Source organism: Bradyrhizobium commune (assembly GCF_015624505.1).
Taxonomy (GTDB): Bacteria; Pseudomonadota; Alphaproteobacteria; order Rhizobiales; family Xanthobacteraceae; genus Bradyrhizobium; species Bradyrhizobium commune.
In genome coordinates, this window is sequence record NZ_CP061379.1 from 1,615,369 (window position 1) to 1,629,039 (window position 13,671).

At 65.5% G+C, this 13,671-nt stretch carries 12 protein-coding genes; 10 read left to right on the plus strand and 2 right to left on the minus strand.

Annotated elements, in window-relative coordinates; all coding sequences use genetic code 11:
- The first annotated feature begins 9 nt into the window (after positions 1-9).
- The 4 genes from IC761_RS07690 (at position 10) to IC761_RS07705 (ending at position 4,065) form a co-directional block, all read left to right on the plus strand.
- Entirely contained in the window at positions 10-1,317 is a 1,308-nt protein-coding gene (locus tag IC761_RS07690) for an NAD(P)/FAD-dependent oxidoreductase (RefSeq protein ID WP_195802662.1), read from the plus strand.
- Positions 1,318-1,351: 34 nt separating this feature from the next.
- Positions 1,352-2,401, plus strand: a complete 1,050-nt coding sequence (locus IC761_RS07695; protein ID WP_438265133.1) for an ABC transporter substrate-binding protein — start codon at positions 1,352-1,354, stop codon at positions 2,399-2,401.
- Between the two features lie 69 nt (positions 2,402-2,470).
- On the plus strand, positions 2,471-3,283 hold the full coding sequence (locus IC761_RS07700; RefSeq protein ID WP_195804583.1) for an ABC transporter permease: 813 nt from the start codon (positions 2,471-2,473) through the stop codon (positions 3,281-3,283).
- A complete protein-coding gene (locus IC761_RS07705; RefSeq protein ID WP_195802664.1) occupies positions 3,280-4,065 on the plus strand; it encodes an ABC transporter permease in 786 nt (261 codons plus the stop codon). The genes IC761_RS07700 and IC761_RS07705 overlap by 4 nt, the downstream gene beginning before the upstream one ends.
- Positions 4,066-4,408: 343 nt before the next feature.
- Here IC761_RS07705 and IC761_RS07710 read toward each other — a convergent pair whose 3' ends face one another.
- Positions 4,409-5,059, minus strand: a complete 651-nt coding sequence (locus IC761_RS07710) for a TetR/AcrR family transcriptional regulator (protein WP_195802665.1) — start codon at positions 5,057-5,059, stop codon at positions 4,409-4,411.
- Between the two features lie 211 nt (positions 5,060-5,270).
- Here IC761_RS07710 and IC761_RS07715 point away from each other — a divergent pair, with 211 nt between their 5' ends.
- Both IC761_RS07715 and IC761_RS07720 read left to right on the plus strand, forming a co-directional pair.
- Positions 5,271-6,608, plus strand: coding sequence for an MFS transporter (locus IC761_RS07715; protein WP_195802666.1), 1,338 nt, complete (start codon positions 5,271-5,273; stop codon positions 6,606-6,608).
- On the plus strand, positions 6,605-8,101 hold the full coding sequence (locus IC761_RS07720; protein WP_246791459.1) for a carboxylesterase/lipase family protein: 1,497 nt from the start codon (positions 6,605-6,607) through the stop codon (positions 8,099-8,101). Before IC761_RS07715 ends, IC761_RS07720 begins: the two co-directional genes overlap by 4 nt.
- Positions 8,102-8,288: 187 nt before the next feature.
- Here IC761_RS07720 and IC761_RS07725 read toward each other — a convergent pair whose 3' ends face one another.
- Positions 8,289-9,125 (minus strand): transporter substrate-binding domain-containing protein, encoded by an 837-nt coding sequence (locus IC761_RS07725; RefSeq protein ID WP_195802667.1) that lies wholly within the window; start codon positions 9,123-9,125, stop codon positions 8,289-8,291.
- Between the two features lie 217 nt (positions 9,126-9,342).
- Here IC761_RS07725 and IC761_RS07730 point away from each other — a divergent pair, with 217 nt between their 5' ends.
- From IC761_RS07730 to IC761_RS07745, 4 genes are all read left to right on the plus strand, one after another.
- Positions 9,343-10,260, plus strand: coding sequence for an NAD(P)-dependent oxidoreductase (locus IC761_RS07730; RefSeq protein ID WP_195802668.1), 918 nt, complete (start codon positions 9,343-9,345; stop codon positions 10,258-10,260).
- A 9-nt stretch (positions 10,261-10,269) separates the two neighbouring features.
- Positions 10,270-10,623, plus strand: coding sequence for a RidA family protein (locus IC761_RS07735; RefSeq protein ID WP_195802669.1), 354 nt, complete (start codon positions 10,270-10,272; stop codon positions 10,621-10,623).
- Between the two features lie 112 nt (positions 10,624-10,735).
- Positions 10,736-12,397, plus strand: coding sequence for a thiamine pyrophosphate-binding protein (locus tag IC761_RS07740; protein WP_195802670.1), 1,662 nt, complete (start codon positions 10,736-10,738; stop codon positions 12,395-12,397).
- A 3-nt stretch (positions 12,398-12,400) separates the two neighbouring features.
- The gene (locus tag IC761_RS07745) at positions 12,401-13,666 is read left to right on the plus strand and encodes an NAD(P)/FAD-dependent oxidoreductase (protein WP_195802671.1); all 1,266 of its coding nucleotides are present in this window, start codon (positions 12,401-12,403) and stop codon (positions 13,664-13,666) included.
- Positions 13,667-13,671: the final 5 nt, after the last annotated feature.

Consider the following 13,671-nt stretch of genomic DNA (forward strand, 5'->3'; position numbering starts at 1 on the left):
AGCGCGGAGATGACACGGGACTGGAGCGCGCGGCCATCGGCCAATTCGCTGTGGGAAGCCACGGCGGAGCCCGCGCGCGCGTTTCCGGTCCTGTCGGGTGAGCATCAGGCGGATGTGGTGATCATCGGCGCCGGCTTTACCGGGCTATCGGCGGCGCACCACATCGCCAAGAGCGGTCTGTCGTCGGTCGTGTTGGAGGCCAATCGTCCCGGCTGGGGCGCGAGCGGCCGCAATGGCGGCGTGATCACCGCAAAGTTCCGCCTCTCGTTCCGCGAGGTCGATGCCGTGCATGGCCGCGCCATGGCAAAGCGCATGTACGAGATCGCGCATGAATCGACCGACATGGTCGAAGAGCTGGTCTCTGAATTCGGCATCACCAGCGCGAACCTGACGCGCACCGGTCAGGTCAAGGCGGCGCATAACGAGACGACGCTGAAGGCCGCGATCGACGAAGCCAACTGGATGACGCGCGAGATGGGCGATGCAGAGGTCCGCGTCCTCGACAAGCACGGCGTGCGCGACGAGACCGGCTCCGACATTTTTGTGGGCGGCGTGCTCAATCCCGGCTCCGGCGGCATTCATCCCTTGAACTATTTGCGCGGCCTCGCCGACGGGGTGGCCCGCCGCGGTGTCCCGATTTTCCAGGAGTCGCCGGTCGTCAAACTTCGGCGCGAGCAGGACGGCATCGTTGCCGAGACGCCGCAAGGCGCGGTACGGGCGAAGCAGGCGATTATCGCCACCAACAGCTACTCCGATCTGACCGGCGCGACCGCGCAGCTGCAACGCACGCTGATCCCGTTCCGCAGCGCCATCATCGCGACCGAGAAGCTGCCGCGTAATCTCGCCGGCAAGCTGATGCCGACGGGGCGCACCTACACCGAGACCAAGCGCATGATGCGCTGGTTCCGCATGGTCGACAACCGCGTGATCTTTGGCGGTCGGGGTGCCTTCGGCAAGCAAGATTCAGAGTTGGCGTTTGATGCGTTGCGCAAGGCGATGGTCGGCATCTTTTCCGATCTCGCCGATCTGCCGCTCGCCTACAGGTGGTCGGGCCTGGTCGGCATGACGCTGGATTCGGTGCCGCATATCGGCCGGCTCGACGACCGTACGCTGTTCTCGATGGGCTACAACGGCGCGGGCGTCGCGATGTCGAGCCTGATGGGCCGCTATCTCGCCGCCTTCGTTCGCGGCGAGACGCCCGATGTCGGCCTGCTCGACGCGCGGCGCATGAAATCGATTCCGTTCTATCCGTTGCGCGAGCCCGCCGTGCGCATGGTCGCCGGCTGGTACCAGTTTCTGGATGCGATCGGACAGTGAGATTTTGTTTGTGACAGAGGAGGCGAGGATGACGATGAGACAGCACTTTGGCTACGCCCTGTTGGGCGCTTCGCTCGGCGCGATCGGGTTGGCTGGCACCGCGGCCAGCGCCGCCGAGCAGATCACTTTCGTCTCGCAGGGCGGCGCCTATCAGCAGGCGCAGACGGTGGCGATCCTCGATCCCTCCGCCAAGAAGCTCGGCATCACCATCAACCAGGATTCCATTCCCGACGCCTGGCCGGCGATCAAGACGCAAGTCGGCAGCGGCAAGCCGATCTGGGATGTCGTCGACACTCCGACCGGCTATTGCCTGCGCGGCGGCGAGCAGGGGCTGATCGAAAAACTCGACTTCTCGAAGATCCCGAACGCGGCGGCGATGCCGGAGTCCTATCGCAGTCCTTACTCGGTGTCGTACGAGTTCTATTCCAGCGTGCTCGCTTACAGCCAGAAGACGTTTCCGAAGGACGCACCGAACAGCTGGGTCGATTTCTGGGACGTCAAGAAATTCCCCGGCCGCCGCGCGCTGCGCAATCACCCCATCGCCACGCTCGAGGCCGCGCTGATGGCCGACGGCGTCGCGCCCGACAAACTCTATCCGCTCGATGTCGACCGCGCCTTCAAGAAGCTCGAAGAGATCAAGCCGAGCATCACGGTGTGGTGGACCTCGGGCGCACAGTCGGCGCAGCTGCTCAACGACGGCGAGGTCGACATGGAGATGGCCTGGAACGGCCGCGTCAGCGCGGTCGCGAAGGAAGGCGCCAAGGTCGCCTTCACCTACAACCAGGGCATCTTGCAGAGCACCTCGCTCTGCATCCTCAAGGGCGCGCCGAATCTCGACACCGCCGTGAAGTTCCTCAACGAGGCCGTCGATCCCGTGCACCAGGCCAATCTGCCGCTCAACATCGACTACGGCCCGGGCAACCCGAATGCGTTCCAGACCAACGTGATCAAGCCCGAGCGCGCCGCGCAATTGCCGAGCGAGCCCGCGAACGCATCGAAGCAGGCGCTGATGTCCTACGCCTGGTGGTCCTCGCCTGCGGGAGAGGCCGCCGAGAAGCGCTGGGCCTCATTCATGCAGAAGTAAGCGAGGCGAGCCTTGGCAACATCCGTGCCAGATCCGTCCCAAAAGCATCAGCGCCGTGAGCACGGGCTGATGCTGGCATTGGTGTCGCCGGCGCTGCTGGTGATCCTGGCTCTGATCGTGCTGCCGGTCGGCTGGCTGGCCTGGCAGTCGATCTATCATGACGGTTTCACGCTGGAGAACTACCGCCGCGTCTTCACCGAGGACATCTACTGGCGCAGCTTTGCGCTGACCTTCGAGATCAGCCTCGCGGTCACCTTGATCGCGCTGCTGCTCGGCTATCCCGTGGCCTATCTCGCCAACGCGTTGCCGAAGGGGTGGAGCATCCTGATCCTGGCGCTGGTCGTGCTGCCGTTCTGGACCAGCGTTCTCGTTCGTGCCTATGCCTGGCTGGCGCTGCTCCAGCGCACCGGCGTGATCAACCAGCTGCTGCGGTATCTCGAATTGATCTCCGAGCCGCTGGCGCTGGTCCACAACACGTTCGGTACGGTGGTGGCGACCGTGCACATCCTGCTGCCGTTCATGGTGCTGCCGCTCTACGCCACCATGCAGAAGATCCCCGGCGACCTGATGCAGGCCGGCGCGAGCTTGGGGGCGAGCCCCTCGCTGACGTTCTGCCGTGTGTTCCTGCCGCTGTCGCTGCCGGGCGTGCTCGCGGGCTGCACCATGGTGTTCGTGCTCTGCCTCGGCTTCTACATCACGCCAGAGCTGCTCGGCGGCGGGCGCACGGTGATGGTGTCGATGCTGGTGAGCCGCAACGTCGAGCTCTACAACCAGTTTGGCGCGGCGAGCGCGGTCGCGGTCGTGCTTCTCCTCGGCGTGCTCCTGATCTTCTTCGCCGTCAGCCGCTTCATTTCGCTCGAACGCGTGTTGGGGCAGAAATGACGCGCATCTCGCCCGCCCGGATCGCTCTCTATGTGATCAGCGCGCTGGTGCTGATCTATCTGATCCTTCCCGTGCTGATCATCGCGCCGATCTCGTTCTCCAGCGCACGCTTCCTGACCTTCCCGCCGCCGTCCTTCTCGCTGCGCTGGTACCAGCAATATTTCTCAAATCCGGCCTGGATGCAGGCGACGCGGGTGACGCTGACGGTGGCGCTGCTGACCGTCGTGATCGCGACGCCGCTCGGCGTTGCCGCCGCCTACGCCATCAGCCAGTCGAAGCTGCGCATCATGCGCGTCATTCACATGGCGCTGCTGTTGCCGCTGGTGGTGCCGATCATCATCACCGCGGTCGGCATCTTCTTCGTCTACGCAAAAGTCGGTCTGGTTGCGACCCTGCCGGGCCTCGTGCTGGCGAATGTGATGCTGGGATTGCCCTACGTCGTCATCTCCGTTCTCGCAGGCATGCAGAGCTTCGACCCCGCTCAGGAGATGGTGGCGCGCAGCCTCGGCATGAACCGCCTGCGCAGCTTCTTCGCGGTGACCTTGCCGCAGATCAAGTCGAGCGTGGTCGCGGGCGGCATCTTCGCCTTCATCTCGGCGATGGACGAGACCATCGTCGCGCTGTTCATCTCCGGCGGTCAGTATCAGCCGCTGACCAAGCGCATGTTCACCGCGCTGCGCGACGAGATCGACCCGACAATAGCGGCGATCTCGACGCTGATGACGGCGGCGTCGTTCCTGCTGGTGCTCGCGGCGAGCGCGCGGCAGAAGAAGCCTGGGTGAGGGCGGTCCAAACAAAAATGTCGAAAACAACCCCATGCACAGTAGAATGGCGGTAGCTGGCAGGATGCGTCGCGGGGACCGCGATCCGTTGACTCGTCGGGCAAAACAGGCAGATAAAGGTATCGTCGCGCGGACTGGGTATGTCCTCCGTCGCAATCTTGAAACAGTTGTGCAGATGCCGCCCCAACGTCGTCCCGGCGAAGGCCGGGACCCATAACCACAGGGCGGGGTTTGGCGAAGACTGGTCGTTCGGTACTGCGATCGATCTCCACCGATAGATCTCGCGGTATGGGTCCCGGCCTTCGCCGGGACGACGGCGAATGTTTGGCGCGCAGTCGCCGCCTCACCCCTTCTTCGCCAGCCACGCCAGGATCATCTCCACGATCTGCGTTCTGCTCTTCGCCAGCACCCTGGGCTCGCTGAGGTCGCGGTCGAACAGCGCGCCGAAGGTGTGGCGGTTGGCGACGCGGAAGAAGCAGTAGGAGGAGATGGCGAGATGCAGATCAATGGCGTCGACGTCGTCGCGGAAGGCGCCCTCGGCGCGGCCACGCTTCAAAATGCCGTCGAGGGTCGCGATCACGCTGGCGTTGAGCTGGCGCAGCTGCAAATTCTGCTTGAGGTGCTTGCCGTGGTGAATGTTCTCGATCGAGACGAGGCGGATGAAGTTCGGGTTGCGCTCGTCATGGTCGAAGGTCGCCTCGATCAGCCGGCGCAGGCCCTCGCGTGTATCGCAGCTTGCGATGTCGAGCTGGTCCTCCAGCGCGCGGATGCTGCGATAGGCCTCCTCCAGCACGGCGAGGTAGAGCTGCTCCTTGCCGCCGAAATAATAATAGATCATCCGCTTGGACGTGCGCGTCCGCGCCGCGATCGCGTCGACGCGCGCGCCGGAATAGCCTTCCGAGGCGAATTCGGCCATCGCCACTTCGAGGATGTCGCGCTTGGTGCGCTCGGGGTCGTTGGTGCGCTTCGATGGGGGCGGCATGCGCTTGAGCATCACAATTTCTCCCGCCGGTTTCTATGGATCACCTTGAAGGTGAAGGCAAATTTCGCCCAATCCGACAACTTTTCGAGCTATCTTGCATAAACGTACTAGTTCGTACATTATGCCGGAACCTAGGTTGCGGCAACCAAAACCAAAAAACGCGCGCAAGGCCGGACGGGCCGGAAGCGAGCCGCGACGCCATCGCCCACGGGGAGGAATTTTGATGAGCTCGACCTCAATCGCATCGCTGCACGCGCCGTCCACTGCGGACGCCGGGCAAAACAAGCTGCCGAAGCGCGCTGCGCTCGTCAGCTTCGTCGGCAGCATGCTCGAATACTACGACTTCTTCATTTACGGCACCGCGGCCGCGCTGATCTTTCCAAAAGTGTTCTTCGCCAATGTCGACCCGTCGACCGGGACGCTGCTTGCGCTGCTGTCGTTTGGCATCGGCTACATCGCGCGTCCGGTCGGCGCCGTCATCCTCGGCCATTTCGGCGACCGCATCGGCCGCAAGACGGTGCTGTTGTTCACACTTGTGATCATGGGCGCCTCGACGCTCGCGATCGGGCTGCTGCCGGACGCCAAATCGATCGGCAATGCCGCGCCGATCATCCTGACGCTCTTGCGCCTGTTGCAGGGCCTCTCGGCGGCCGGCGAGCAGAGCGGGGCGAACTCGCTGACGCTGGAGCACTCCGCCAATTCCAACCGCGCCTTCTTCACGAGCTGGACCTTGAGCGGCACCCAGGCCGGCGCGATCCTGGCGACGCTGGTGTTCATTCCCGTCGCCAGCATGCCGGAAGATCAATTGCTGAGCTGGGGCTGGCGGATTCCGTTCCTGCTCTCCGCGCTGGTGCTGCTGGTCGCCTATCTGGTGCGGCGGACCATGCCGGAAACGCCGGTATTCGCTGACATCAAGGACAAGGCGCAGGTCGCGCGCTTCCCCGTCATCGCTCTGCTGCGCGACTACTGGCCGGACGTGCTGCGCGTGATCGTCTGCGCGCTGATCGCGACCGTCAGCACCATGACCGCGGTGTTCGCGCTCGGCTACGCCACCAGCAAGTTCGGCGTCGCGCGTCCGACCATGCTGTGGGCCGGTGTGCTCGGCAATGTCGTGGCGCTGTTCGCGCAACCGCTCTGGGCCTTGTTCGCCGACCGGATCGGCCGCAAGCCGGTGTTCATCGGCGGCGTGCTCGGCTGCGCCGTGCTGCTGTTCCCATATTTCATGCTGGTGACGTCGGGCAGCACACCGGCGATCTTCGCCGCCGCGATTGGCCTCTACATCATCTACTCCGCGCCGAACGCGATCTGGCCGTCGTTCTACGCGGAGATGTTCGAGGCGCGCGTGCGCTATTCCGGCACCGCGATCGGCACTCAGCTCGGCTTCCTTGCCGCGGGCTTCACGCCGCTGGTGAGCGCGAGCCTGGTCGGCGAGGGACCGAACGGCTGGATCCCGGTTGCGATCTTCGTCGCCGGCTGCTGCGTCGCCTCGGCGGCTGCTGCATCGACCGCGCGCGAAACCCACAAGGTCGACATCGCCGATCTCGGCAAGCGGCGCGCTTGAGTGAAGCACAGGGCAACGATCGCATGCTGACCAACGCAGTTCCGACCACGCTCGGCCCCGTCATTGGGGCCGCGCAAGGGGCCGTCCGCGCCTTCAAGGGCGTGCCGTTCGCGACCGCGCGGCGCTTTGCCAGGGCAACGCTGCCGCCGGCGTGGACGGAGCCGCGCCGGTGCACGGACTACGGCGGCCATGCGCCGCAGCCCGGGGATCTCGATCAGGCGGAGCAGTCCTGTCTCAGCCTCAACATCTGGACACCGGCGGAAGCCAACCGCCCGCTGCCGGTGTTGTTCTTCATCCATGGCGGCGCCTTCGTCACCGGCGGCGGCGCCGATTATGACGGCGCATTCCTCGCCGCGCACGGCCCGGCCGTCATCGTCACCATCAACTACCGGCTCGGTCCGCTCGGCTTCCTGCAACTGCATCGCCACGGATTGGGCGAAGCCAACAATCTCGCCATCTCGGATGCGCTCGCCGCGCTCGACTGGGTGCACGCGAACATCGCGAATTTCGGCGGCGATCCGGATGCGGTGACGCTCTCCGGCCAATCGGCCGGCGCCTCCATGGTGATTACGCTCGCAACATTGCCGCAGGCGAAAGGCAAGTTCATCCGCGCGCTCGCGCTGAGTGCCCCGGGCCGCAATATCATGAGCGCTGACCATGCCGACGATGTCGCGCGCCGCGTGCTCGATGAGCTCGAGCTTGCGCGCGATCCGGCCGCGATCACCACCGTGCCACTGCTGAAGCTCTTCGCGGGCGTGGAAAAAGTCGGCCGCAGGCTGGCGGACGAAACCGCTTCAGGCACCGTGTTCGGTCCGGTGCTCGACGGCGCCGTGATTCCGCGCGAGCCGCGCGATGTCTTTGCCGACGGCACCTTGCGCGACATTCCGCTCTGGCTTGGCTCCTGCCGCGACGAGATGATGATGTTCCTGAAGAGCGCGCCGCCGGCCGCAATGATCCGCACCACCGAGCGCAATGTGCGCGCTGCCTTCGGCGATGCCGGCTGGGAGCGTCTGCTGGCCTATTATCGGGGCTCGGCGCGCGTCGACGAGGATCCCTATGAAGCGTTGCTGTCGGATGCGTTCTGGCATCGCCCGATGGCCGAACTCGCGCGGCTTCATGCAGCCGCCGGCGGCGCGGTGTGGCTGAGCCGGTTCGACCATCGCCCGGCGCTGGAACCGTTTCTATCGCAAGGGCCGACCCATGGCGCCGACAACGCCTGCCTCTGGGCGCATTTGCCCAACTTCATCGATCGCCCGATCCTGAAGCGCAAGGGCGGGCCGATGACACCGGCCGACATCGATGTCGCCGCGCGGTTCCAGACCAGCCTGCTGCGCTTCGTCACCTCAGGCACGCCGGACGTTGCGCAAGCCTGGCCGCGCTTCGCGCCGGCCAGGGAGCCGCTGGCCATCTTCGGTCAGCCGTTTCACATTGTCCCTCTCAACGAAGGCGCGCGCTCCCGCATCTGGGCGGAGCTTGGCCTGAGTGGGACGTGAGCGCGACGACAGCGGCGTGCGCGAGGAGAACCGCGCGCGCCTCGAATTCCACACGCCGGCGAACGTTACGCCGTCAACGCCGCGGGTGTCGCGGGATTAGCGAGCATGACGAAATTGGGTTCGGTCGGCTGCCCGTGGGCCACCTCTCCCCGGCGGGGAGAGGTGTTTCGAGCTCTGGGCTCGGGTCTCAGAACTGCACTTCGCCCGGAATGTCGTCGGCGCTGAGGCCGACGGTTTCATAGGCTTTCAGCAGCCATTCGCGGGTCTGGCCCAGCGAACGGTTGTAGTCGGCCCAGGCGCTGAGGAAATCCTTGTAGCGGCGATCGGCTTCGGCGCGGATGCCGAGATTGGTCGGCAGCGTCAGGATCGGCCGCGGGATCGCGAGCTCGCCGAGTGTCGGATTCTTCTTCAGGGTGAAGATCGACAGCACCGCCAGCGAGACGTTGCAGTCGGCACGGCCGGTCGACACCGCAAGGATCGCCTCGTCGCGGGTCTTGAAGCCGAGGATGTTCGCCTTCGGGCAGTAACGCCGCGCGATGGTCTCGTGGGTCGAGCCGATGTCGACGGCGATCTTGACCTCGGGCTTGTTGAGCTCGGACCAGGTCTGCGGCTTGGCAAAGCCCTTCTTGGTGATGACGGTGAAGGAGTGCACCAGGATCGGGGACGAGAAGTCGATGACGAGCGAACGCTCCGGCGTCGGATTGACGGCGAAGGCGAGGTCGATCTTGTCAGCCTGGAGATCGAGGATCTGGTTGCCCCAGGTCGATTCCAGCGTCTCGACCTTGGCGCCGAGCTTGGCCGCGATGTCGTTCGCCATGTCGATGCAGGCGCCCGACCATTGATTGGTGGCGAGATCCTTGTGGAAATAGGGATCCTGGCCGGCGATGACCGCGATCCGCAGCACACCGCTCTTCTTGATGCGATCGAGCGTGGACGTCGGCGCGGCGTCGGCCTTGGCCGAGGCGGTCGCGGCCATGGCGGCGCCCGCCAATGCGACGGTGGTGAGTGCGTCCCTGCGGTTCATGGACAGTGCTCCTGGGGAATGGGGATCATCAGCTCCGGCTGGTTGGACTATTTCTGTATTCAGATCATAATGCAATATGGTATTGCAGCCTTGCCGGCGATTTGAGCGCTGAGGCAGGTCGGCGCCTAGTCCGTTGGCAAAGCGGGAGAAAATCCTCGTGACGCCGGGCCGGATGTTGGACCGCCCCGCGGGTCCAGGGATCAAGAGGAGAGAGTCTGTGCGTGCTGTTTTCGTCGATGCCAACGACACCCTGGCCGCGGTCACCGAGAAGTTGCTCGGCGCCGCCAATCTGCCGGTCAGCATCAACCGCAATCCCTCCATCAAGCCCGGCGATCTGCCCGGCCTGCTCGGCCCCGCCGAGATCATGATCGTGGACCATACGGCGGTGCCGACGGCGATTGCCGCGAAGTGCGCGAAGCTGAAGCATGTCGTCTTCCTCGGCACCGGCGCGCGCAGCTACATGAACCCGGAGGAGCTGGCCGAGCACGGCATCGCCGTTCACATCATCAAGGGCTATGGCGACACCGCGGTCGCCGAATGCGCGATTGCGCTGATGTGGGCCTCTGCCAAGAGCTTTGGCGAGATGGACCGCGGCATGCGCGAGGGCAATTGGCTGCGCCGCGACGCGGTCCAGCTTACCGGCAAGACGCTCGGGCTGATTGGCTTCGGCGGCATTGCGGCCGAAGCCGCGCGCATGGCGGCGGGCTGCGGCATGAAGGTGATCGCCTGGAACAGGACGCCGAAGACGCATCCGGGCGTCGAATTCGTTGCGCTGGAGAAGCTGCTGGCGGAGAGCCACGTCGTCTCGCTGCATCTGCTGCTCAACGACGGGACCAAGGGATTTCTGTCGCGCGAACGCATCGCGCAGATGCGCAAGGGCAGCATCCTGATCAACACCGCGCGCGGTGCCGTCGTCGACGAGGACGCGATGCTCGATGCGCTGCGCTCCGGCCACATTGCCCATGCCGGTCTCGACGTCTTCACGGTCGAGCCGCTGCCGGCCGGCCATGCCCTGACCAAATTGCCGAACGTGACGCTGTCGGCGCATTCGGCGTTCCGCACGCCGGAGGCGAGCGACAATCTGATCGGCGCCGCGCTCGATCACTGCCGCCGCATCATCGCGGCCGGCAAGTAAGGAAAGACCATGTCGGATATCACCCGCATCGACCAGAACGCCCGCCGCAGCCGCGCCTCCGTGTTCGGCGACCTCGTCTTCCTCGCCGGCCAAGTCGCGGACACCAAGACCGCCGACATCACCCAGCAAACAAAAGAGGCATTGGCGAAAGTCGACGACATGCTGGCGCGCGCCGGCACCGACAAGTCGCGCCTGCTCAGCGTCCAGGTCTGGCTCAAGTCCATGGACGATTTCGACGCCATGAATGCGGTCTATGATGCCTGGGTCGTGCCGGGCGACGCGCCGACGCGCGCCTGCGGCAAGGTCGAGCTCGCCGATCCCGCCTTTCGCATCGAGGTGATCGCGATTGCCGCGCGACGCTGACATGCGTGTCGATGCCCCTTGCGCTGGCTGCATTGGTCTTGCGCGGCCTGTCCGTCTATCCTACGCCACCTCGGAACAAACGCGCATCGCCAAAGCCTTTTAGGGAGCCGTCATGAGTATTCGCAACACCCGCACCGGGGGCCAGATCCTGATCGATCAGCTCGTCGCCCAAGGCGTCGAGCGCGTCACCTGCGTGCCGGGCGAGAGCTATCTCGCTGCGCTCGACGCACTGCATGACAGCCCGATCGACGTCATGATCTGCCGCGCCGAAGGTGGCGCCGCGATGATGGCGGAAGCCTATGGCAAGCTCACCGGACGGCCGGGCGTCTGCTTCGTCACCCGCGGCCCCGGCGCCACCAATGCCAGCCACGGCGTCCACATCGCGATGCAGGATTCCACCCCGATGATCCTGTTCGTCGGCCAGGTCGACACCGGCATGCGCGAGCGCGAGGCGTTCCAGGAGCTCGACTACAAGGCGGTGTTCGGCACCATGGCGAAATGGGCGGTCGAGATCGATCGCCCCGACCGCATTCCGGAGCTGGTCGCGCGCGCCTTCCGCGTCGCGATGCAGGGCCGCCCGGGTCCGGTCGTGGTCTCGCTGCCGGAGAACATGCTGACGGAAACCGCGGCCGTTGCCGATGCCATGCGCATCGAGCCGGCGGTGAGCTGGCCGGCGCCTGCGGACGTCGCGCGCGTCAGCGCGATGCTCGCGAGCGCCAAGGCGCCGCTGGTGATCCTCGGCGGCTCGCGCTGGACCGATGACGCCACCAAGAGCATCGCGCGCTTCGCGGAGCGGTTCGACCTGCCGGTCGCGACCTCGTTCCGCCGCGCGTCGCTGATCGACGCCGATCATTCGCACTATGCCGGCGATCTCGGCATCGGGCCGAGCCCGGGCCTGAAGGCGCGCATCGACAATGCCGATGTCATTCTGCTGATCGGCGGCCGCATGTCGGAAATGCCGTCCTCGTCCTACACGCTGTTCGATATTCCGACCCCGCAGCAGAAGCTGATCCATGTGCATCCGGGCTCGGAAGAGCTCGGCCGCATCTATCAGCCGGCGCTGGCGATCCAGGCGACGCCCGCCGCGTTCGCCGCCGCCGTCGAGACGCTGAAGCCCGCAGGCTCGGTTGCCTGGAAGGGCGAAGCGGCCAAGGCCCATTCCGATTATCTGGCCTGGACCGAGAAGGCGCGCGAGCTGCCGGGCCATTTCCAGTACGGCCAGGTCATGACCTGGCTGCGCGACCGGCTGCCGAAGGACGCGATCGTCTGCAACGGCGCCGGCAATTATGCCGGCTGGATCCATCGCCATCACCGCTTCCACAGTTTTGCCTCGCAGCTCGCGCCGACCTCGGGCTCGATGGGTTATGGCGTGCCGGCGGCGGTGCTGGCGAAACGGCAATATCCGGATCGAATCGTCGTCGCCTTTGCCGGCGACGGCTGTTTCCTGATGAACGGACAGGAATTCGCGACCGCCGTGCAGTACGACGCGCCGCTGGTCGTGATCGTCGTCGACAATTCGCAATACGGCACCATCCGCATGCATCAGGAGCGCGACTATCCCGGCCGCGTCGTCGGCACCCAGCTCAAGAACCCCGACTTTGCGATGTACGCAAAGGCGTTCGGCGGCCATGGCGAGCGCGTCGAGCGCACCGAAGAATTTGCGCCGGCGTTCGAGCGCGCGCTGGCTTCGGGCAAGCCATCGATCCTCCACTGCATCATCGATCCGCGCGCGATCTCGGTCGGCAAGGATTTTGTGCCGGCGGTGAAGGCGTAAGTGATGCCGGAAGGCCGCCACGTCGCCATCATCGGAGCCGGCGCGGTCGGCGTGATCAGCGCCATCGAGGCGCTGCGCGAGGGCCATCGCGTCACGCTGATCGATCCGGGCGAGCCCGGTGGCGAACAGGCAGCGAGCTACGGCAATGCCGGCTGGCTCTCCTCGCATTCGGTGATCCCGCCGGCCGAGCCCGGCGTCTGGAAGAAGGTGCCGGGTTATCTCATGGATCCGCTCGGGCCGCTCGCGATCCGCTGGTCGTATCTGCCGAAGGCGCTGCCCTGGCTGATCAAGTACCTGCTCTCAGGCTGGACCGAGGCGCGGGTCGAGACAACGGCGTTTGCGTTGCGCGATCTCCTCAAGGACGCGCCGCTGTTGCACCGGAAGCTCGCGGAAGAGGCCGGCGTCCCTGAATTGATCGAGCGCAACGGCGTGATGCACGCCTTCCCGTCGCGCGGCAATTTCGACAATGATCTCGGCTGGCGCCTGCGCAAGAAGGTCGGCGTCGAATGGCTGGAGCTCAATGCCGACGAGATCCGTCAGCGCGAGCCGGAGCTGCATCCGCGCTACTCTTTTGCCGTGGTGGTGGAGGAGGCCGGCCGCTGCCGCGATCCCGGCGCCTATGTCGCAGCGCTTGCCAATCATGCGTTGGCGAATGGCGCGAAGCTCGTGCGTGCCAAGGCAACGGGTCTGAAGCTGTCCGGCAACAAGCTCGTGGCTGTCATCACGGAGACCGGCGAGATTCCTTGCGATGCCGCGGTGGTCGCCGCAGGCGCGCGTTCAAAGGCGCTGACCGCATCGGTCGGCGATCCCCTGCCGCTCGAGACCGAGCGCGGCTATCACGTCATGATCGAGAATCCGGAGTCAGGGCCGCGCAGCTCGATCATGGCGTCGGATGCGAAGATGGTGGTCAACTGGACCGACAAGGGCCTGCGCGCTGCCGGCACCGTCGAGATCGCGGGCCTCGAGGCCGCGCCGAACTGGAAGCGCGCCGAGATTTTGCGCAACAATCTCTTCGGCATGTTCCCAAAACTGCCGAAGGATATTCCGGCCTCGCGCATCAAGACCTGGTTCGGCCATCGCCCGAGCATGCCGGACGGTCGGCCCTGCATCGGCTATGCGCGCGCCTCGCGCGACATCGTCTACGCCTTCGGCCACGGCCATGTCGGCCTGGTCGGCTCGGCCCGCACCGGCCGTCTTGTCGCGCAGCTCCTGAGCGGCAAGCAGCCCGAAATTCCGCTCGCGCCGTTTTCGCCCACTCGCTTCCTCTGAGATCG

Coding starts and splice junctions, on each gene's coding strand:
- IC761_RS07700 (WP_195804583.1), top strand. CDS start 2,471: ATGCTGGCATTGGTGTCGCCGGCGCTGCTGGTGATCCTGGCTCTGATC.
- IC761_RS07710 (WP_195802665.1), bottom strand. CDS start 5,059: ATGCTCAAGCGCATGCCGCCCCCATCGAAGCGCACCAACGACCCCGAG.
- IC761_RS07745 (WP_195802671.1), top strand. CDS start 12,401: ATGCCGGAAGGCCGCCACGTCGCCATCATCGGAGCCGGCGCGGTCGGC.
- IC761_RS07705 (WP_195802664.1), top strand. CDS start 3,280: ATGACGCGCATCTCGCCCGCCCGGATCGCTCTCTATGTGATCAGCGCG.
- IC761_RS07690 (WP_195802662.1), top strand. CDS start 10: ATGACACGGGACTGGAGCGCGCGGCCATCGGCCAATTCGCTGTGGGAA.
- IC761_RS07725 (WP_195802667.1), bottom strand. CDS start 9,125: ATGAACCGCAGGGACGCACTCACCACCGTCGCATTGGCGGGCGCCGCC.
- IC761_RS07740 (WP_195802670.1), top strand. CDS start 10,736: ATGAGTATTCGCAACACCCGCACCGGGGGCCAGATCCTGATCGATCAG.
- IC761_RS07735 (WP_195802669.1), top strand. CDS start 10,270: ATGTCGGATATCACCCGCATCGACCAGAACGCCCGCCGCAGCCGCGCC.
- IC761_RS07715 (WP_195802666.1), top strand. CDS start 5,271: ATGAGCTCGACCTCAATCGCATCGCTGCACGCGCCGTCCACTGCGGAC.
- IC761_RS07695 (WP_438265133.1), top strand. CDS start 1,352: ATGAGACAGCACTTTGGCTACGCCCTGTTGGGCGCTTCGCTCGGCGCG.